Consider the following 21204-nt stretch of genomic DNA (forward strand, 5'->3'; position numbering starts at 1 on the left):
TATCGAAGCCGCTCGATTGCCGCCAAGCCGGGCAAGGCCCAAGCGTTCGCCTGGCCCCGCTTTCGGCTGTTCGTCAGGCGATCTGAAAGCGCCCCGTGGTTTCGCTGAGCGACTGGACTCGCCTTGAAAGGCTGTGGGTGTGGTCGTCCAGGGCCGTCCGCAACTGCCGGGTTTCGTGGTTGCTGCGATGAATGTCTTCCATCTTCGCCGCGATGTCTTCCGTCGTTGCCGATATCTCCTCGATGGCCACCACGACCTGAGTCATCTCGGCACTCAGTCGATCCATGGATTGAGTAATGACATCGATCGCGCCGGCGGCTTCCCCCGCTTGACGCTCGCCCTCGTTGGCGAGCCGCACGCCATCGTTCATCAAGGTGTCCATGCTTTCGGTCTGCAACTTGAGTTCGTTGATGATGTGGGCGATATCGGTGGTGGCCGAGACGGTTTTCTGCGCCAGGGACCGCACCTCGTCCGCCACGACAGAAAAGCCGCGGCCGGCGTCTCCCGCACGCGCGGCTTCGATCGCGGCGTTCAACGCGAGCAAGTTGGTCTGGTCCGCCAAGCTATTGATGACATCGACGATACCGGTCACCTGGGTGCTGGATTGGATCAGCGCGTTGACTTGCCCGTGCGTGTTTTGAATCAGCCGTGACAGCGCACGGATGCTTTCAGCGCTCGCCAGGACGACCTCGGCACCGGTGTGCGCCGAATCGTTGGCGTGTTGCGTGGCATCGCCGACATCTGACGCGCGGCGAGCCATCTCGTTAACCGTCGCGGCAATTTGCTGCGAAGCGGAAGCGGCTTGCTCGGTCTGGCTTTCCAGCTGGCTGCTGTTGTTGTCCAACTGGCGCATGGCATCGCTCAGATGGGTGTGCAGGCGCGTCAGCTCATTGTTGCCTTCCAGCACCTGGCCGATGAGGTTCGAGATGCCGCGGGTCATGCCATTGGTACCCTGGCCCAGCTGATTGAACTCGTCGCGCGGGTTACGCCCGATCTCCAAGCTCGCCCGAAGATCGCCGCCGGCCACACGGTTCAGTTGCTGGATTACGCGATCGAGTTGCGCCATGAGCCGTCGCGAGACGGTGATGATCGATAGCAGCAGCACGAACGCGATGATCCCGAACGCGGCACCGAGCAGCCAGTAACCAGACCGGCGCGTGTGTTCCGCTTGAGCCAGGGCTTTGGCAAGTACGCCGTCGCGCAGCATTTGTTGCTGGTTGGCAAGTTGAGTGTCGACGTGTTGAGCGCCGTCTGACAGCGTCTTCTCCGTGGTCACGATCTGCTGTATCAGCGCGTCCACCTGTGCAAAGCGCGCAGCGAAGGCTTCCGCGTTCTGTCCTATCTGGCTGTCCGTCCAATCCAGCTCGACCAGCTTATTACGTAATTCCTCGATGGCTTCACGGGTGGCCTGCGCGAATTGACGGTCTTGCGTGGAAAGGTAATCGCGTTGCGCAGAGATGGCCTTGGCGATGGCCGGCTGGATCAGTGCGATGGAGATCGCTTCCAAGGGCGCCGCGGCATCGACAGCGGCTTTACGTTCGCCCTGGGAAGGCTCGAGGCCGAAGCGTTGCTGAAGGGCCAGCCATTCCCGCTGTAAGCCCACGTTGGCTTTCACCGCAGTCGCAATGGATTCGGCATTTTGTTGGAGGCGTGCATCATCGAATGTCTTCGCCTGCTCGACGAGTTGTTCTGCGGCGGGCTCGATGCGCGCCAACTGCTCGGTAAATGCGGGGATCTGGGGTGCGGAAAGCCGTTCGCGCAAGCCCTCGAGCTTCAGCCAGTCATTGGACAGCGTCGTCGTCAGCCCGCCATAGGCGGTGGCGCGTTCTTGAGCGTCGAGCGCGGCACTCAGGCTTTGGTTCACCCAAAGCGCGGTCAGCGCCATGAGCGCGAGGCCCGCGAGGGTCACGAGAATGAGTAAGTGGAATTTCTGCTTCCATGACAGAAACATCGACATGATGGCTCCTTGATATCTTCTTGTTGTGTGGCGAACCCTACAACGAGATCGACAGAAGCTCCACTAACTTGAGGATCAACGGTGAATTGGCAGGCGGAGCGGCGGGATACCTGGCTTGCCAACCTGCACGAGCGATCGCCTGACCCTTGATGTGTCTGTCGAAAATCCTCCACGCGGCGCACATCGGTTCTACGCTGTCAGGGCCAAGACCGAATCACGCGCACTTGTTTTGAACTGCACTGTGCCTGTCGTATCAGAACTAAAGCATGCCCATGGGCCGCCTAGACGTTCAGCGCAGACCTCAGAGCGTAGTGCGCGACGTTAGGTGCAACCCGGTTGCACCTTTCGGTCGGGGCGTGAATGAATATGTCGCAGCAGAGGAAGTATCTGCCGTTGGTCTGCCGGTACGCTTGGACGCAGTCGATGTCGCGTGTGGACTCAACTCCGAATCGATATCGCCAAGGCAGCCCTTTTCCAAGAATCCCCCCAAAAAACGAAGCGGAGCGAAACGATGGCGTTCTTCAGCGCAGCCAGTAAGGCCGATTTTCACCAGCAACTGAAAGCGGCACTGGCGCAGCACGTAGGCGATCGAGTCCTGCCACAGATGGGTACGTTTGCAGAACAGTTCTTCGGCATCATCTCCCTGGAAGAATTGACCGAAAGGCGACTCTCGGACCTCGTTGGTAGCACATTATCGGCCTGGCGTTTGCTCGAACGTTTCGATCCGCTGCACGCGGAAGTGCGCGTCTACAACCCCGATTACGAAAAGCACGGTTGGCGCTCGACGCATACCGTTGTGGAAGTGCTGCATCAGGACATGCCGTTTCTGGTGGACTCGGTCCGTATGGAGCTCAACCGCAACGGTTACGCGATCCATACCTTGCAGAACAGCGTGCTGAGTGTCCGTCGGGGCGCGGATGGTCGCTTGCAGGAAGTGTTGCCTCGCGGCACCGAGGGCGAGGGCATTACGCAAGAAGCTTTGATGTACCTGGAAATCGACCGTTGCGGCAGCGCGACTGAGCTCAAAGGACTGGAGCGGGACGTCATCCAAGTGTTGGCTGACGTGCGGATGGCGGTCACGGACTTTCCCGCCATGCGGGAAAAAGTGGCCGATGTGCTTCGTCTTCTGGGCACGGGCGACGCCGCGGGCGACTTGGTAGAGCGCGAAGAGATCAAGGTGTTCCTCGAGTGGTTGCTCGACCACCATTTCACGTTCCTGGGATACGAGGAGTTCACCGTTGCTGATGACGCCAATGGCGGGCAGATGGTGTACGACCACAGCTCCCTGCTGGGCCTTTCTCGCAAGTTGCGCGTAGGTTTGGCCGCAGACGACCTGCACATCGAGCCTGAAGCTGTGAGCTATCTGCGCGAGCCGCGGGTACTGTCGTTCGCCAAGGCTGCATTGCCGAGCAGCGTGCATCGGCCGACGTATCCGGATTTCGTGTCGATTCGTGAAATCGATGCGCAGGGGCAGGTCATCCGCGAGCGCCGCTTCATGGGCCTCTATACCTCATCGATCTACAACCAGAGCGTGCGGCAGATTCCGTATATCCGACGCAAGGTCCTGGAGATCGAGCAACGTGCCGGCTTCAGCAATTCGGCGCATCTGGGCAAGGAACTGGGGCAGGTGCTGGAAGTGCTGCCGCGGGATGACCTGTTCCAGACGCCGGTGGACGAGCTGTTCAATACCGCCATCTCCATCGTGCAGATTCAAGAACGCAACAAGCTGCGCCTGTTCCTGCGCAAGGACCCCTACGGTCGCTTCGCCTACTGCCTGGCCTATGTTCCCCGCGATGTCTATTCCACTGACATCCGCATGAAGATCCAGCAGGTGCTGATGGATCGCTTGCAGGCGCGCGACTGCGAGTTCTGGACGTACTTCTCTGACTCGGTCCTGGCACGCGTTCAGTTCATCTTGCGACTGGACCCGAAGAACAAGGTCTCGGTCGACATGCCGCGTCTGGAGCGCGAAGTGATCGAAGCGTGCCGTTCCTGGGCGGACGATTATGCCAGTCTGATGGTCGAGAATTTCGGCGAGGCGCAGGGCACTACGCTGCTATCCGAATTCGCCAAGGGCTTCCCGGCGGGCTACCGGGAACGCTTCGCGCCGCATTCGGCGATCGTCGACATGCAGCACATCCTTAATCTCTCCGAAAGCCGACCGCTGGTAATGAGCTTCTACCAGCCGCTGACGACGCAGGATCAATGGCTGCATTGCAAGATCTACCACGCCGACACGCCATTGCCGCTTTCCGACGTGCTGCCCATCTTGGAAAACCTCGGGCTGCGGGTTCTGGGTGAATTCCCTTATCGCCTGCAACACAGCAACGGGCGCACTTATTGGATTCACGACTTCGCGTTTACCTATACCGAAGGGCTGGATATCGATATCCAGCAGCTCAACGATACTTTCCAGGACGCCTTCGTTCACATCATCAAAGGTGATGCCGAGAACGATGCGTTCAACCGACTGGTGCTCACCGCAGGGATGAGCTGGCGCGAAGCGGCCTTGCTGCGTGCCTATGCGCGTTATCTCAAGCAGATTCGCCTGGGCTTCGACCTGGGCTATATCGCGGCAGCGTTGAACAACCACACGGACATTGCGCGTGAGCTCGTACGCTTCTTCCGTACGCGTTTTTATCTCGCGCGCAAGCTCAGCGCAGATGATCTGGACGACAAGATCAGCAAGCTCGAACAGGCCATCTTGACCGCGTTGGACGATGTGGCGGTGTTGAGCGAAGACCGCATTCTGCGTCGTTACCTGGACCTCATCAAAGCCACGTTGCGAACCAATTTCTTCCAGTCCGAAGGCGGGCAAGGCAAGGATTACTTCAGCTTCAAATTCAACCCACGCGCCATCCCCGAACTGCCACGACCGACGCCAATGGCGGAGATATTCGTCTATTCGCCGCGCTTCGAGGGCGTGCACTTGCGCTTCGGCAAAGTTGCCCGTGGCGGCTTACGCTGGTCGGATCGCGAGGAAGACTACCGTACCGAAGTGCTCGGGCTGGTGAAGGCGCAACAGGTCAAGAACGCCGTTATCGTGCCTGTAGGGGCCAAGGGTGGCTTCGTGCCGCGCAGATTGCCGCTCAACGGCACGCGTGACGAAATTCAGGCCGAGGCCATCGCGTGCTACCGCATCTTCATTTCTGGTCTCTTGGATATCACCGATAACCTCAAGGAAGGTCAGGTCGTACCGCCGCAGAACGTACTGCGCTACGACGAAGATGATCCTTACCTAGTCGTTGCGGCTGACAAAGGGACGGCAACGTTCTCCGACATCGCCAACGGTATCGCGCAGGATTACGGCTTCTGGCTGGATGATGCCTTCGCTTCGGGCGGTTCCGCAGGTTACGACCACAAGGCCATGGGGATCACGGCAAAAGGCGCCTGGGTCTCGGTGCAGCGGCACTTCCGCGAGCGTGGCATCGACGTGCAGCGCGACCCGGTCACGGTGCTCGGCATTGGCGACATGGGGGGGGACGTCTTCGGCAATGGTTTGCTGTGCTCCGACAGTCTGTTGATGGTCGCAGCCTTCAACCACCAGCACATTTTTATTGACCCGAACCCGGATGCCGCGAAAAGCTTCGCCGAACGTGAGCGCATGTTCCGCCTGCCGCGCTCGACCTGGGCGGATTACGATGCGTCGCTGATTTCCCAGGGTGGTGGGGTTTTCCTGCGTAGTGCAAAGAGCATTCCGATCAGCGACGAGATGAAAGCGCGTTTCGAGATCAGCGCGGATCGTCTCACCCCGACCGAGCTGATCAACGCGCTGCTCAAGGCGCCCGTCGATCTGCTGTGGAATGGCGGCATCGGCACTTACGTCAAATCCAGCCTCGAGTCGCACGCTGACGTGGGCGACAAGGCCAACGACGGCCTGCGGGTCAATGGCTCCGACCTGCGTGCAAAAGTGGTGGGCGAGGGCGGTAACCTCGGCATGAGCCAGTTGGGCCGCATCGAGTTCTGCCTCAATGGTGGCGCGTGCAATACCGACTTCATCGATAACGCCGGTGGGGTCGACTGCTCGGACCATGAGGTCAACATCAAGATCCTGCTGGGAGACGTGGTCGCGTCCGGCGACATGACGGTCAAGCAACGCAACCAGCTGATGCTGGAAATGACGGATGACGTGTCGCAGCTCGTCGTCGCCAATAACTACAAGCAAACCCAGGCGCTCTCGCTGGCTGAGCGGCGCGCGAAGGCCCGTGTGGGCGAGTACCGTCGGTTGATTGCCGACCTCGAAGCGCGTGGCAAGCTCGATCGCGCGCTAGAGTTCTTGCCGAGCGACGAACAGCTGGCTGCCCGTACCGCAAGCGACAAGGGGCTGACTCGCCCTGAGCTGTCGGTGCTGATCTCCTACGCCAAGAACGATTTGCAGGAAGTGCTGATCAAGTCCAGCGTGCCGGATGACGCGTACCTGGCCCGCGACGTAGAAGGCGCCTTCCCGGCGCGCTTGGCCGAGGGGTTCAAGGAGGCGATGGGTCGCCATCGCTTGAAGCGTGAAATCGTGGCGACTCAGATCGCCAACGACTTGATCAACCACATGGGGATCACCTTCGTTCAGCGCCTGACCGTATCGACGGGCATGAGTGCGGCGCAAGTGGTCGCGGCCTACGTGGTCGTACGGGACGTCTTCCACCTGCCGCATTGGTTCCGTCAGATCGAGGCACTGGATTCGCAGGTGTCGGCCGAGTTGCAACTGGGCTTGATGGACGAGCTGATGCGTCTCGGTCGTCGCGCGACGCGCTGGTTCCTGCGCAATCGTCGCCAGGAGTTGGATGCAGGACGGGACGTCGAGCATTTCGGTGCGCGTATCGCGGCGCTGGGCCTCAAGCTCAACGAGCTGTTGGAAGGTCAGACGCGGGAAGACTGGGAAGCGCGGCACCAGACTTATGTCGATGCGGGCGTGCCGGAGCTGTTGGCACGTATGGTGGCGGGTACCTCGCATATCTACACGCTGCTGCCAATCATCGAAGCGGCCGACCTCACCGGTCAGGAGCCGGCCCGCGTGGCGCAGGCGTACTTCAATGTTGGCGGCCAGTTGGAGCTGTCCTGGTACCTGCAACAGATCACCAGTCTTCCGGTGGAGAACAACTGGCAGGCTTTGGCCCGGGAAGCCTATCGGGACGATCTGGACATGCAGCAGCGGGCAATAACCGTTTCTGTCCTGCAAATGCCCGACGCGCCGGAAGAAATGGAGGCCCGCGTGGAGAGCTGGTTGTCGCAGCGTCAGTATCTGGTTGACCGCTGGCGCGCGCTGCTCACGGAGCTTCACGCGGCGACCGCGTCTGACTACGCCATGTTCGCGGTCGCCAGTCGGGAATTGACCGATCTTGCGCAAAGCGGGCAGAGCGTGATTCATCCGTAGTCGTAGTGCTGGCAGGTGGGATCGGCGTCGCCGCGGATCGCCCGCAAGCGGGCTCCTACAGGTTTCATCGAGCCTGTGGGAGCGCACCATGCCCGCGATGGCTGCGTAGGTATGTAGGGTGGATTAGCCATACCGTGGCGTAATCCACCGTTCACCTCGTCGTGGCGTTCAGCCGGGTTATCCCGTAATTGGCGGGGGAAGCCCTGCGCGATTCGCCTGAACAACGCCCATTCGCCAGGCGCTCTTCAAGTATTCAGCCGTTCCCAAAACGCTTCGGCAAACGGGCTCAAGCGCGTACGCGCCCGCATGATCCGAATTTGCACCGGAACATCCCAAGATTCGTCCAGCGCACGACATAGACGGCCGTCGCGTAGCTCTTGCTCGGCCAGGCTCAGGGGCAACCAGGCGATTCCCTTGCTTTCCAGCGCCATCGACATCAGTACCGTCGCAAGGTGGCTCTCGAAGCGGCGTTCCAGCATCAGTCGTTCACGGTCGCTCGAAAGCGTGGATTCGATGATGCGGCCCAAGCCGGATTCGGGGCTGTAACCCAAATACGGGATGGCATTGGCTGGCATGGTCCATTGCGTTGCGCATAGCGGTAGGACGAGATCCGTTCCGATGACGCGACTGGTGAATTGGTTGTCCGGCAACGAGGGCGCGACGTCGGGATGGTGATAGCCGAGCAGAAACTGCGCTTGGCCGTGCTCGAGCAGGCGTTCGCATTCTTGCATGTTGTCCGACAGCAGACGGACCGCTTCGAGGGGCGCATTTCGCTCGATTTCCCGAATCCAGCGCGGGAAGAAAATGAACGACAGTGAATGCGTGGCAGCAAAGCGCAGCGTGCGGGAGGATTTGCCTGCGATTTCCTGTGCTTCACTGCGAATCTGATGTAGGCGCCGCGCCATGTCCCGCGCGCCGGCTAACACATGCCGGCCGGCTTCGGTCGGTACGGCACCCTGCGGCGTGCGTTCGAACAGAGCGGTACCTATCCAAGTTTCCATCGCCCGTATGCGGCGACTGAACGCCGGCTGCGTGACATGTCGACTTTCGGCGGCGCGTGAAAAGCTGCCGTGTTCGGCGATCGCAACGAGATCTTCCAGCCAGATCAGTTCCATGAGTGTCGGTCTTATCGAGGGCAAGGTCATGCCGTATGGGCATGGGGTGGCGCATATTTAGCATTGGTCGCATCCGGCGCGCGAGTCTACCGTGGCTTCATCGAAAACAAGAGGAACACGCCCATGCGCATCGTCGACATTCGCGAGAAGACGGCTTCCATCGCGTCACCCATTGCCAACGCCTACATCGACTTTTCCAAGATGACCTGCTCGGTTGTCGCTGTGGTTACGGATGTCATCCGGGACGGCAAACCCGTCATTGGCTACGGCTTCAATTCCAATGGCCGCTATGGGCAAGGCGCCCTGATGCGCGACCGTTTTCTCGATCGCATTCGCGAGGCTGACCCCGAGACCCTGATTGACAGGGAAAACGACAACCTCGACCCGTTCGCAATCTGGAAAACCCTGATGAAGAACGAAAAGCCCGGCGGTCACGGTGAGCGTTCGGTCGCAGTCGGCACCATCGACATGGCGGTCTGGGATGCCGTCGCGAAGATTGCGGGCAAGCCGTTGTATCGCGTCCTCGCCGACCGTTATCGCGGTGGCGTGGCGGACGATAAGGTTTGGGTGTATGCCGCCGGCGGCTATTACTACCCCGGCAAAGACCACTCGAAATTGCAGGATGAGATGCGCGGCTACCTCGACCGTGGCTACGACGTGGTGAAAATGAAGATCGGCGCAGCCTCCTTGCAGGAAGACCTGGCTCGGATCGAGGCGGTTATCGACGTCGTCGGCAGCGGCAAGCGCTTGGCCGTGGACGCGAACGGACGCTTCGATCTGGACACGGCAGTTGCCTATGCAGAAGCGATGAAAGCCTACGACCTCTTTTGGTACGAGGAAGCAGGCGATCCGCTGGACTACGCCTTGCAGGCCGAACTTGCCAATCACTACGACCGGCCAATGGCGACCGGCGAAAACCTGTTCTCCCATCAGGATGCACGCAATCTACTGCGCTACGGCGGTATGCGCCCGGACCGTGATTACCTGCAGTTCGACTGCGCACTGTCCTACGGGCTGGTGGAGTATCTGCGCACGCTCGAAGTCATGGAGGAATTGGGTTGGTCCTCGCGCCGGGTGGTCCCGCATGGCGGGCATCAAATGTCGCTGAACATCGCGGCTGGCCTGCACCTGGGCGGTAACGAATCCTATCCGGACGTCTTTCAGCCGTTCGGTGGTTTTGCCGATGGCATCCGGGTTGAATCCGGGTATGTCGGTTTGCCGGACATTCCAGGTGTCGGCTTCGAGGCCAAGTCGGCGCTTTACGCGGAGATGAAAACGCTGGCTGAGTAATCCTCTGTAGAATGCCGCCATCTTTCCCCGAGTCGATTGACATGAGTGTGTTGAGTTTCGTACTGGACCTGCTGTTGGGTGTCGTACTCGGGGTGACGGGCGGGCTGTTCGGAATCGGCGGTGGCCTGATCGCCATTCCGATCCTGGGCTTGTTCTTCGGATTGGATCAACAGATGGCGCAAGGCACCGCGTTGGTGATGGTCGTACCCAACGTGGTGCTCGCTGTATGGCGTTATAACCAACACAACCGCATCGATTTGACCCATGCCGCGGCCCTCGCGGTTCCGGGTTTCATCTGCGCCTATTTCGGCTCTCAATGGGCGGTGAATCTGCCTCCGGACTTGATGCGCATCGGCTTCGCTTTCTTCCTCTTGGCGCTGGCTGTCTACATGCTCATTCGTCTCCTGCGCGGTTCCGCCACGGGCGGTACGACGTTGCGTCATGGATTGCCGGCGCTTGCCGCGCTAGGTGCGGTGGCGGGCGTCATGGGTGGCCTGATGGCGGTGGGCAGCGCCGTCGTGGCAACACCTGGCTTGACGGGCATCTTCGGCGCGTCACAGGTGGTTGCGCAGGGGCTCTCGCTAGCGCTCGCACTCCCGAGTACCTGCGTAACGCTGATCGTGTATGCATGGCACGGCCAGGTGGACTGGATGCTCGGTGTCCCACTAGCAATCGGCGGCCTCCTGAGCATCAGTTGGGGGGTGAAGCTTGCCCACACGTTGCCGGAACGCCTGCTGCGCGGATTGTTCTGCGGGTTCCTCGCGATCTGTGCGGTGGCGTTGTATTTGAAGTGACCGGGTTCGGTGGAGTTTCTCCTGCGACTCGAATACTGGAGCAACGGGCGTCGTTTTGAGACCATCCGTCGCGTGAGTGAGCAGGGCAGTTTCTGCCTACGGCATTGGCGTCCCGTCTCGCCACTTAACGGTATCTCCAACTTCTCGGCCCTGGGACCTGCATGAGCCTTTGGAAACATACGAATGGACGCTCGCTGCGACTGGCGTATCTGCTCCAGTTCTTGCGGCATTGGTACCGGGTGGTCGGTATGTCGTGTCCGCGGCTCAAGGTGGCAATCTTAAGTACGACTTTTGGCACATGGGGACGGGATGAACCGCTGCATTCCTGTTTCGTCGTAGGGGCAGCGTTGGCGTTGTCCGACGTCGTGATCGTCGGTGCCAAGGGGAACGCCCGACACCAGCCAGGGCACGTTGCCGCGTGAGTACACCAGGTGCATTGGGGCTGACCCAGTTGCAGGCGCGACGGCTGGCGCTGACGGCTCAAGGGTTCGGTCGTGTGCCGCGCGGCGAGGTGCGATCTACCCATCTGCGGTCAGTGATGGAGCAGATAGGCGTGGTGCAGATCGACTCGGTGAATGCCGTGGTCCGGTCTCATTATCTGCCGATGTTCTCCCGTTTAGGGCCGTACGCGCGTACCGATCTCGAACGGCTTGCCTGGGGGCCGCTGCGTTATCGCCAGCTGTTCGAATGTTGGGGGCACGAGGCGTCATTGCTGCCACTGTCGCTGTATCCGGCCATGCGTTGGCGGATGGAAAGAGCCGCGAATGGGCAGGGCATTTACCGCATGCTGGCGCAGTTCGGCAGGGAGCGGCAGGACGTCATTCAGGGGGTTCGCGGCACCATTGCGTCCCAAGGCCCGCTCGGCGCCGGCGCGCTCAATTCGCGTACCGAACGCGCGGGGCCTTGGTGGGATTGGAGCCCGGAAAAGCTCGCGCTGGAATGGCTGTTCGCCGCGGGCGAATTGAGCGTATCCACCCGTCGAGGCTTCGAGCGAATCTACGACCTGACCGAGCGCGTCATTCCTGCAGACGTCTTGAATCTGCCCGCGTTGGAAGAGGCCGATGCGCAGCGGGCACTGTTACGCCTCTCCGCCCGAGCCCTGGGTGTGGCCACGGAAAAAGACCTGCGCGACTACTTTCGGCTCGACCCGGTCGATACCCGTATGCGCTTGGCCGAATTGGTGGAAGCGGGCGATCTGATCACTGCAAACGTGCGTGGCTGGGATAAACCTGCCTATTGCGTGGAAGCGGGACCTGCGCTGCGCAGGGTGAAGGCGAGCGCGTTGTTATCACCGTTCGATTCGCTCGTCTGGGAGCGGGCGCGTACGGAGCGGCTCTTCGACTTTCACTACCGGTTGGAAATCTACACGCCTTCGCACAAACGCATCTTCGGCTATTACGTGTTGCCGTTCCTGCACAATGAACGCCTGGTAGGGCGAGTCGATCTGCGTGCAGAGCGGGCCAACAACCGCCTCGTCGTCCACGCGGTTCACGAGGAGCGCCGAGGGTTGGAGGATGATGCGGCGCTCAATGCTCTCGCAGGACAATTGCAGGCGTTGGCCGCCTGGCTGGGGCTTCAACAGATACAGCTTGGGTGCCCGAGCGGCCTTGCAAATCGCTTGCGCCCCTGGCTGGGCTAACGGTCATTACGCGCGCCTCGATGGAGATTAGGCATGGAAAAGGAAGAGCGGATCATCGCGGAAGTGCACGACACTTTTGGCTTGATCCGGGTGTTGGAGGTCGGTCCCTATCGGTTCCTCGAATTTGGCGATGCGATCGAACAGAGCTGCACGTTCATTAGCGATCCTGCATGGCTCGAGTACGATTACACCCGCGCGATGTTGCTGGGTGCGCTGTGCCACAAGGCGCCCGAAAGCGCGCTTTTCCTTGGCCTGGGTGGGGGCAACCTGACGCAGGCCTGCCTCAAGTTTCTGCCGCTGGATGACGTGGAAGTCATCGAGCTGCGGCCCGATGTTCCCCGGCTGGCGATGGAGTTCCTCGGGTTACAGGATGACCCGCGTTTGACCATTCGTATTGGCGACGCCGTAGAGCTGTTGAACACGGCAGAAAAAGCCGACCTCATTTTTGTCGATCTCTATACCGACGTCGGCCCCGGAGTCGGGCATCTCGCTTGGAATTTCCTGTTGGCTTGTCAGGAGCATCTGAACCCGGATGGTTGGCTGATCATCAATCAGTGGGCGAACGATGAAGGCAAGCCGCTGGGGGCACCGCTTCTGCGCGGTTTGTATCACCGGCACTACTGGGAATGCCCGGTCAAGGAGGGAAATGTCGTGCTCATGGTGCCGGCGAGCCTTGACCAGCCCTTGGACATGGCAGAGTTGACGCGACGTTGCGAAGCGTTGGAATCCGACCTGGGTTACTCACTGTTGCCGTTGCTCCAGGATTTACGCACAGCGACTTGACCCGATGGACAGGCGATTCGTCGGTCGCCCCTTATAAAGCCTTACAGGCAAAGGAAAATCAGGTATAGTGCCGGCCCGTTCGAGATACCGACCGGGCGCGGCCCTCGCGCTGTGAGCTTTTCGAGACCCGTGCTCGACTTCGGCCCGCCCCCGCGGTCCATCTTCTTATCCACCCTGTTTTCGCAAATCCCCGCCGACCAGGCTGCCAGGGCGACCCAAAAGGTCCTTCACGGCATGCGCAGCTTTGGAAATGGGTCTTTGCGGATGCACACGAGGCAGACCCATGACCCAGGAAACCGGCGGCTTCGCCGCTCTCGGTATTCATCCCAATGTACTGACCGCTATCACTGCGGTTGGCTATGAAGAGCCTTCTCCTATCCAGGCTCAAGCTATTCCCCAGATTCTTGCTGGTCACGACCTCATCGGTCAGGCACAGACCGGTACGGGCAAGACCGCGGCATTCGCGCTGCCAATCCTGTCGCTGATCGACCCGGCCAAACGCGAGCCGCAGGCGCTTATCCTGGCGCCAACGCGCGAACTTGCGCTGCAGGTCGCCACGGCATTCGAAAGCTACTCCGTCAACCTGCCTGGCGTTAAGGTCGTAGCCGTGTACGGCGGCGCGCCCATGGGGCCGCAGCTCAAGGCGCTGCGTCAGGGCGCGCAGATCGTCGTGGCGACGCCAGGCCGCCTGTGCGATCACCTGCGTCGTGATGAAAAGCTGCTGAACACCGTTCGCCACCTCGTCCTCGACGAAGCGGATGAAATGTTGAAGCTTGGCTTTATGGACGATCTGGACGTCATTTTCGAGGCGCTGCCCGAGTCCCGTCAGAGTGTTCTGTTCTCCGCAACTCTGCCAGCTTCGATCCGCGGTATCGCGGAAAAGCACCTGCGCGAACCCAAGCACATCAAAATCGCGGCGAAGACCCAGACGGTCGCCAAGATCGAACAGGCCTACCTAATGGTGCACGCGGACCAGAAGGCCGCTGCTGTTCTGCGCTTGCTGGAAGTGGAAGATTTCGACGCGCTCATCGCCTTCGTGCGTACCAAGCAGGCGACGCTGGATCTCGCTGCGGCGTTGGAGGCCAAGGGCTACAAAGCCGCAGCATTGAACGGTGACATTGCGCAGAACCAGCGCGAGCGTGTGATCGAATTCCTCAAGGACGGTCGCCTAGACATCGTCGTCGCCACTGACGTCGCCGCGCGCGGCATCGACGTTCCACGTATCACCCACGTATTTAACGTGGACATGCCGTATGACCCTGAGTCCTACGTTCACCGCATTGGCCGTACCGGCCGTGCCGGTCGCGAAGGTCGTGCACTGCTGCTTGCGACTCCTCGCGAGCGGCGCATGTTGCAGGTCATCGAACGCGTGACTGGGCAGAAAGTGACCGAGGTCAAACTGCCGGATTCCAAGCAAGTCCTGGATTCCCGCATTAGACGCTTGACCAAGGCGCTTCAACCGCTGCTTGCGACTGCAGAAGCAAGCCACGGTGAATTGCTCGATCGCCTCACCACCGAACTTGGCTGTGAGCCGCGTGCGCTGGCCGCTGCGTTGCTGGTAAAAGCCACTAACGGCCAAGCGCTCAATCTCGCCGAAATCGAGCGTGAGCAGCCGCTGGTGCCGAATTCCGGCCCGCAGCGCGAGCGCCGTGACCGTGAGGGTGGTGATCATGAGCGTCGCGAACGTCGTGCTCCACAGCCGTTGGCGGAAGGTCGCGTCCGTTGCCGTACCGCCCTGGGCGCGCGTGATGGCATCGCTGCGAAGAATCTGCTCGGCGCGATTCTTAACGAGGGTGGTTTGGCGCGTGACGCCATCGGCCGTATTCAGATTCGTGAGACGTTCAGCCTTGTCGAATTGCCGGAAGAAGGGCTGGATCGCCTTCTGGGCAAGCTCAAGGACACGCGTGTCGCCGGCAAATCCCTGAAGCTGCGTCGGTATCGCGAAGACTGATCGCATGCTCCGATGCGGCAGATAAAAAGCCCCGCTGGTGATCCCAGCGGGGCTTTTTTTTTGGGGCGTTGATCGGTCAACTAAAGCTACAAAGAGCGATCGCCCATAAATGGGCTCCTACGGGTTGCAATGAGCTTTTCTGTAGGAGCGCATTTATGGGCGATCAGATCGTTACGTTAATGCGATCTCCCAGATTTCACAGAGCCATATAGTTCGCTTCAAGAAATAATCATCCTCGGCATAATAGATCACCACTAGTCTTGCGCAGTGTTGCCCAGGATGATGGCTTTTCAGCTTCAGTTAAGTCACCCGTCGTAATGTAGGTTCCGTCGAAAGCAATAACCCCTTAGGAGAACCTCCATGAAACTGCTGACTTCCATGCTCGCTGCTGCCACCCTCGTTTCCGCTGCTGGCGTTGTCCAGGCCCGCGACCTTGGCCCGGATGAAGCGCTGCGCTTACGGGATGCTGGTACCATCCAGTCTTTCGAAAAATTGAACGACATCGCCGTCAAGGCCCACCCAGGCGCGAAGATCACCGACACCGAGCTGGAAGAGGAATATGGCCGGTTCGTATACGAGGTCGAACTGCGAGACGCGAAGAACGTTGAGTGGGATCTGGCGATCGACGCCAAGACGGGTGAGGTATTGAAGAATCATCAGGACGACTAATGAATGCCAAACACCTTCTGACGCTGTCTGTATTGCTAGCGAGCGCGCTCACCGTATCGGTGGGCGGCGCTCGTGATTTAGATCAGGACGAAGCGCTAGAGCTGCGCAAGGAAGGCGTGATCATGCCGCTGGAAATGCTCCTGCAGAAAGCGCTTTCACGCTACCCGGGTTCACGGTTGCTGGAAGCTGAGCTCGAGGTCGACGATGGCGTCTACATCTATGAGGTAGAGCTGCTGACCGGGGACGGTGTCGCGAGGGAGTTGGAGCTGGATGGCTCCACCGGTGAAATATTGAAGGATGAGGAAGACGACTGATGCGTCTTTTGCTGGTTGAGGACAGTGTGGCGCTGGCTGATGAGTTGACGGCCAGCCTCACACGCCAGGGATACGCGATCGATTGGCTGGCCGATGGCCGAGATGCCGCTTACCAAGGTGCCGTCGAGCCCTATGATTTGATCATTCTGGATTTGGGGTTACCCGGGCGCTCAGGGCTGGATGTTTTACAAGAGTGGCGCTTGAATGGATTAGCGACGCCCGTGCTGATTTTGACTGCTCGCGGTTCATGGAGTGAACGGGTCGACGGATTGAAAGCCGGTGCGGATGACTATCTGACCAAACCCTTTCACCCGGAAGAACTTCAGTTGCGCATCCAGGGTTTGCTTCGCCGATCGAAGGGATTGGTCAACCAAAGCCTGTTGGCCGTGGCGGGCATTCAGCTGGATGAAGAGCGGCAATGTGTCGTCGGGGCCGACTGCACCGATATCGAACTGACCGCGGCGGAGTTTCGGTTGCTTCGTTACTTCATGCTGCATGCGGGGCAAATTCTGTCGAAGGGGCACTTGTCGGATCACTTGTATGACGGAGAGTCCGAGCGCGATTCAAACGTTATCGAGGTCCACGTCAACCACCTTCGCCGTAAGTTGGGAAAGTGCGTGATCGAAACACGTCGCGGCCAGGGATATCGATTCGCCGGTAACGAGGCCGTTGCTTGAGATCGATCCAGCGGCGGCTTGGCCTCGGGTTGTTCACTACGGCATTGATTGTCGGATTGGCGTTCGTGCAGATCGGATTCTGGCTGTTCGAAAACGGTCTGCGCCAATATTTGCGAGACAGTCTTGTCGCGGAAACCGAAGGCCTGCTGGTCGCTATCGTCCGTGGACCCGACGGCTTGCAGCTGGACGAGCAACGCACGCATCCGGCGTACGAGCGACCGTTCTCCGGTCGTTACTTCATCATCGAGATTGGCGATCATCGCTGGCGCTCGCGCTCACTGTGGGACAGCTTGATGCCAGCCCCGCCGACGCCGGGACTCCAAGCCGGCCTGGCCGATGGTCCCGGCCACCAACAGCTATTGACGTATCGGGCCGACTACCGCCGTCTCGGCCAAACCATCGCTATAACGGTTGCTCAGGACTACACGCCTTTGCTCGATCAGTTCAGCCGCGTGCGCTGGTACGGGATAGGGCTTGGCGTTCTTGCGCTAGCCCTGTTGCTTATTTCACAGCGCCTGGCAGTACGCAGAGCACTTCGTCCGTTGGAAAGCGTACGGCAGCAGGTCGCCCAGCTGCAGAAGGGACGGCGAGCCGAGCTGGACGCCACGGTCCCCGAAGAGTTGGACGCGCTGGTTCATCAAATCAACCGGCTACTGGCGCACACCGAGGAAAATCTCAAGCGTTCCCGGGTCGCCATCGGCAACCTGGGCCACGCATTGAAAACGCCGCTCGCCGTTCTCGTTAGCCTGGCTAACCGCGCGGAGTGGGAGCAGCATCCAGCGCTGCGCTCGACGTTCCTCGAGCAGTTGCAGCAGATCCAGGAACGGCTGGGACGGGATCTCGGGCGCGCGCGCCTGGCAGGGGAGGCGCTGCCGCGGACCTACTTCGTATGCGCCGACGAGTTGCCCTCATTGTTCGAGACGTTGCGCATCGTCCACAGCAGCGGAAAGAACATGGCCTGGACGGCTGACGGTGATCTTCGCTTGCCGTGGGACCGGGAGGACCTGCTGGAACTACTCGGAAACCTGTTGGATAACGCCTGCAAATGGGCGCGCCAGCACGTGCATTTGACGATGAAGCAAACCGATGAAGGCTATTTGATCTGGGTTGATGACGACGGCCCCGGTATCGATGAGGACTCCCGAGAACAGGTAATGGCCAGGGGCATTCGTCTGGACGAGCAGACGGCAGGGCACGGCTTGGGATTAGGTATCGTCAAGGACATCGTCGATAACGTCGCAGGTCATATGGCGCTGCAAGACAGCCCACTAGGGGGGCTACGCGTCTGCGTCTGGCTGCCGCCAAAGGCTATGCCGGCGAAAGCCTAGGCAGAGTCCACCCGTCGCGTCCTGCGGGCGCCGATCAAGTCTTCTGGCAAGCAGCCGATAAGAGGGTTGTCTCATTTTCGACGAGCCTTTCGTGATGCGCCTTACCCTCAAATCAAAAGTCATTCTGCTGGCCTTGGTGCCCATGGTCCTGTTCGCAGTGGTACTTGCCTCGGTGTCGGCGGGCATGTTGCGCAGCCTGATGGAAGAGGAGCTGGCGCAGAACCGGCAGCGCCTCATGGAAGAGAGCAAGGCACAACTGCAGCATTATGTGCAGATCGGCCTTGGCAGCGTTCAGGCGCTGTATGAGACGTCGGCGCAAGGCGACATGGACGCGCGCGCGCAAGCCATTGCCAGTTTGTCGAAGGTCAAGTACGGCAAAGACGGGTACCTGTTTGGCTACGACTCCGAGGTCGTGCGCCTGTTTCGTGGGGACAGTCCGACGGACATCGGCAAAAGCTTCAAGGGCCGAAAGGATTCGAATGGCGTTCTGTTGAACGAAGAGCTCGTCAACGTCGCGAAGAACGGTACGCACTACGTCGAATACTCATCGCCCTTGCCGGGTAATGAGGCGGTGCAAGTGCCAAAGATGTCGTACACCTTCTACCTGCCTAAGTGGGACTTGGTCGTGGGTACTGCCATCAACCTCGATGGTATTGAAGCCCAGCTGGCGCAGACGCGGCAGGATCTTCAGGCGCGTATCGATTCGATCCTCCAGTGGATTATCGTCATCGCGCTGGTGTCGTTGGCTGTGTTCGGGATCGTTGGCGTGTGGCTCAGCAACTCGATCGTCCGACCGTTGGCTGTGATTCGTGCGAACCTCGATGACATCGCGGCGGGCGAGGGCGACCTTACGCGCCGGTTGCAAGTGAACAGCAAGGACGAGCTTGGCGAACTGGCGGGGTCGTTCAACCGCTTTGCCGACAAGATTCACGGCCTGATCAAGCAAGTCGTGGACATTACCGAACAGCTCGCCGGATTGGTGGGCCAGGTGTCGAGCCAGGCCCAGCGTTCGGAAGAGGCAATGGAGCGGCAGCGCCACGAGACCGATCAAGTGGCCACGGCAATCAACGAAATGTCCGCTGCCGCGCAAGAAGTCGCTAAGAGTGCCCAGGGCGCCGCAGAAGCCGCGCAAGAAACCGACGAAGAAGGCCAGTCTGCGAAGCAGGTCGTCGATGTCAGCATTCAGCGTATCCATGCCCTGGCTGGCGACATTCGCGACAGTGGTGTTTCGCTCGACTCCTTGCAGCAGGATGTGCAGTCGATCGTTAGCGTGCTGGATGTCATTCGGTCCATTGCTGAGCAGACCAACCTGCTGGCACTTAACGCCGCGATCGAGGCCGCGCGAGCGGGCGAAGCGGGCCGCGGGTTTGCCGTGGTAGCGGACGAGGTCCGTGCACTGGCCAGCCGTACGCAGCAAAGTACGCAGGAAATCCAGGGCATGATCGATCGCCTGCAGACTGGCACCCGCAACGCGGTGGAGGCGATGCGCCGCTCCGGTGAGGCGGGCGAAGCTACCAGCATACAAGCGAACCAGGCGGGCCAATCGCTGGACGCCATCGCGCGGTTGATTGCCACCATCAATGCGATGAACGCGCAGATCGCCAGCGCCGCAGAAGAGCAAACGGCGGTGGCCGAAGAGATCAACCGCAGCGTCCACCAGATTGCGGTGGCGGTGGACAACGTTGCTGACGAAACGCAACAGAGTGCCAGGACGACCCGTGATCTTAGTCACCTGGGCGAGCGGTTGCGGGCATTGGTGGGGCAGTTCCGTATTTGAGTAACCGTCGTTACACGTAATTCCAAGTATGGAGCCTGACGCTTTTTTTGTAGGAGCCAGCTTGCTGGCGATCAGATAGATCAAACACCGCTGATCGCCAGCAAGCTGGCTCCTACACAGGACCGTGCATTCACCGAGTCATGCTTGTTACGTCGTTGCGCTATCTTCAATCCTTTTTTCATTCCATCACTTCCTCGCAGTTGAATAGCACTTGGGTAACAGGGCGTTGCCTAACGAATGTGTTCATTCGTTCGAGCGAGTCGCTGCAAGCTTTGCTTTGCGCCGCACAGTCGCTTCTAATCGCGAATGCACGTCCTGATTGACTGCGATTAAGCATGGAGCGACATGATCAATTCGAAGTTGGAACAAAAGGTCTTTCTCGGCCTGATTCTCGTGGTGTCTCTTGCCTTCGGCTGGATACTGATGCCGTTCTATGCGGCAGTCTTCTGGGCGGTGGTACTTGCCATCCTGTTCACGCCGCTGCAACGGCGCTTGCTGCGTTCGACGGGTAACCGTCAAACGCTGTCCGCATTGCTCACGACGCTGGTCACGCTAACCGTGGCCGTCCTGCCGGTGATCTTCATCACTGGCCTGTTGGTGCAGGAAGGGGCCAACCTCTACAACCGTATCGAGGGTGGGCAGTTTGACGTCGCGAGCTATGTCACCCGTTTCAGAGAGGCGATGCCGCCGTTCATTCAGGAGCAATTGGATCGTTTTGGGATCGCCGATCCGGCCAGCCTGCGTGACAGCCTGTCTGGCTATGCGAAGCAGGGCAGCCAGTATCTTGCGACGAAGGCATTCAGTTTCGGTCAGGGTACGTTCGAGTTCCTGATCGGGTTTGGTGTGATGCTGTACCTGCTGTTCTTCTTCATTCGGGACGGCAAGCAGTTAGTGGCGCAGATCCGTAAGGCCATCCCGCTGGGCGATGCACAAAAGCGCCGACTTTTCAGCAAATTCACCCGCGTCGTACGGGCCACGGTGAAAGGCAACATCGTGGTTGCCGTTACCCAAGGCGCACTGGGCGGCATCATTTTCTGGATCTTAGACATCCCTAGTGCGCTACTTTGGGGGGTGTTGATGGCCTTCCTGTCGCTGCTCCCTGCCGTCGGGGCAGGGCTCATCTGGGGGCCGGTTGCCCTTTACTTCATGTTTTCGGGCTCGGTCGTACAGGGCATCATCCTGACGGTGTACGGCATTGTCGTGATCGGCCTTGTCGACAACATTCTCCGCCCGATTCTCGTCGGCAAAGACACCAAGATGCCGGACTACGTCGTTCTGGTTTCCACCTTGGGGGGGTTGTCGCTGTTCGGCTTGAACGGCTTCGTAATCGGGCCGCTGATCGCTGCGTTGTTCATTTCGTCCTGGGCGATGTTCAGCCGGCCGCTGAGCGACGGAGGTGCACGTATGTCGGTCGAGGAGCCGCAGCCGAGCGAACCTAAAGAAGTGGTTATGGACGAAACATCGCGCGTAGATAAGACCGAGTGAGGCACGTCCTGATCAGGTGGGCTTACGTTTGCAAGGGCGGCGGGGCGGCCATCCGCT

15 protein-coding genes are annotated in these 21204 nt (G+C 59.9%); 13 read left to right on the forward strand and 2 right to left on the reverse strand.

Annotated features, from left to right (window positions below):
* Positions 1-73 precede the first annotated feature (73 nt).
* Entirely contained in the window at positions 74-1957 is a 1884-nt protein-coding gene (locus IEY47_RS03760) for a methyl-accepting chemotaxis protein (protein ID WP_188981833.1), read from the reverse strand.
* Positions 1958-2468: 511 nt separating this feature from the next.
* Here IEY47_RS03760 and IEY47_RS03765 point away from each other — a divergent pair.
* The gene (locus tag IEY47_RS03765; protein WP_188981834.1) at positions 2469-7325 is read left to right on the forward strand and encodes an NAD-glutamate dehydrogenase; all 4857 of its coding nucleotides are present in this window, start codon (positions 2469-2471) and stop codon (positions 7323-7325) included.
* Between the two features lie 245 nt (positions 7326-7570).
* Here the strand turns inward: IEY47_RS03765 and IEY47_RS03770 are convergent, their stop codons facing one another.
* Complete coding sequence (locus IEY47_RS03770; protein WP_188981835.1) at positions 7571-8440, reverse strand: LysR family transcriptional regulator; 870 nt, start codon at positions 8438-8440, stop codon at positions 7571-7573.
* Positions 8441-8563: 123 nt separating this feature from the next.
* Here IEY47_RS03770 and IEY47_RS03775 point away from each other — a divergent pair, with 123 nt between their 5' ends.
* From IEY47_RS03775 to IEY47_RS03830, 12 genes are all read left to right on the forward strand, one after another.
* Positions 8564-9730, forward strand: coding sequence for a mandelate racemase/muconate lactonizing enzyme family protein (locus IEY47_RS03775; RefSeq protein ID WP_188981836.1), 1167 nt, complete (start codon positions 8564-8566; stop codon positions 9728-9730).
* Positions 9731-9777: 47 nt separating this feature from the next.
* Positions 9778-10524 (forward strand): sulfite exporter TauE/SafE family protein, encoded by a 747-nt coding sequence (locus tag IEY47_RS03780; protein WP_188982301.1) that lies wholly within the window; start codon positions 9778-9780, stop codon positions 10522-10524.
* 161 nt (positions 10525-10685) lie between these two features.
* Positions 10686-10946, forward strand: a complete 261-nt coding sequence (locus IEY47_RS03785) for a hypothetical protein (RefSeq protein WP_188981837.1) — start codon at positions 10686-10688, stop codon at positions 10944-10946.
* Positions 10943-12163 carry a winged helix-turn-helix domain-containing protein gene (locus tag IEY47_RS03790; protein ID WP_229779179.1) on the forward strand — a complete coding sequence of 407 codons (1221 nt, stop codon included), beginning with the start codon at positions 10943-10945 and terminating at the stop codon, positions 12161-12163. Before IEY47_RS03785 ends, IEY47_RS03790 begins: the two co-directional genes overlap by 4 nt.
* A gap of 33 nt (positions 12164-12196) precedes the next feature.
* Positions 12197-12946: a spermidine synthase gene (locus tag IEY47_RS03795; RefSeq protein ID WP_188981838.1), complete on the forward strand. Its 750-nt coding sequence runs from the start codon at positions 12197-12199 to the stop codon at positions 12944-12946.
* 283 nt (positions 12947-13229) lie between these two features.
* The gene (locus tag IEY47_RS03800; RefSeq protein ID WP_505909237.1) at positions 13230-14897 is read left to right on the forward strand and encodes a DEAD/DEAH box helicase; all 1668 of its coding nucleotides are present in this window, start codon (positions 13230-13232) and stop codon (positions 14895-14897) included.
* 360 nt (positions 14898-15257) lie between these two features.
* Positions 15258-15566: a PepSY domain-containing protein gene (locus IEY47_RS03805; RefSeq protein ID WP_188981840.1), complete on the forward strand. Its 309-nt coding sequence runs from the start codon at positions 15258-15260 to the stop codon at positions 15564-15566.
* A complete protein-coding gene (locus IEY47_RS03810) occupies positions 15566-15880 on the forward strand; it encodes a PepSY domain-containing protein (protein ID WP_188981841.1) in 315 nt (104 codons plus the stop codon). The genes IEY47_RS03805 and IEY47_RS03810 overlap by 1 nt, the downstream gene beginning before the upstream one ends.
* Positions 15880-16557, forward strand: a complete 678-nt coding sequence (locus tag IEY47_RS03815) for a response regulator transcription factor (protein ID WP_188981842.1) — start codon at positions 15880-15882, stop codon at positions 16555-16557. The genes IEY47_RS03810 and IEY47_RS03815 overlap by 1 nt, the downstream gene beginning before the upstream one ends.
* The gene (locus IEY47_RS03820; RefSeq protein WP_188981843.1) at positions 16554-17885 is read left to right on the forward strand and encodes an ATP-binding protein; all 1332 of its coding nucleotides are present in this window, start codon (positions 16554-16556) and stop codon (positions 17883-17885) included. Before IEY47_RS03815 ends, IEY47_RS03820 begins: the two co-directional genes overlap by 4 nt.
* Positions 17886-18027: 142 nt before the next feature.
* Positions 18028-19662, forward strand: coding sequence for a methyl-accepting chemotaxis protein CtpM (ctpM, locus tag IEY47_RS20870; RefSeq protein WP_505909238.1), 1635 nt, complete (start codon positions 18028-18030; stop codon positions 19660-19662).
* A gap of 345 nt (positions 19663-20007) precedes the next feature.
* Positions 20008-21147 (forward strand): AI-2E family transporter, encoded by a 1140-nt coding sequence (locus IEY47_RS03830; protein WP_188981844.1) that lies wholly within the window; start codon positions 20008-20010, stop codon positions 21145-21147.
* The last annotated feature ends 57 nt before the right edge of the window (positions 21148-21204 follow it).

This window comes from Pseudomonas matsuisoli, assembly GCF_014647635.1.
Lineage (GTDB): Bacteria > Pseudomonadota > Gammaproteobacteria > Pseudomonadales > Pseudomonadaceae > Pseudomonas_P > Pseudomonas_P matsuisoli.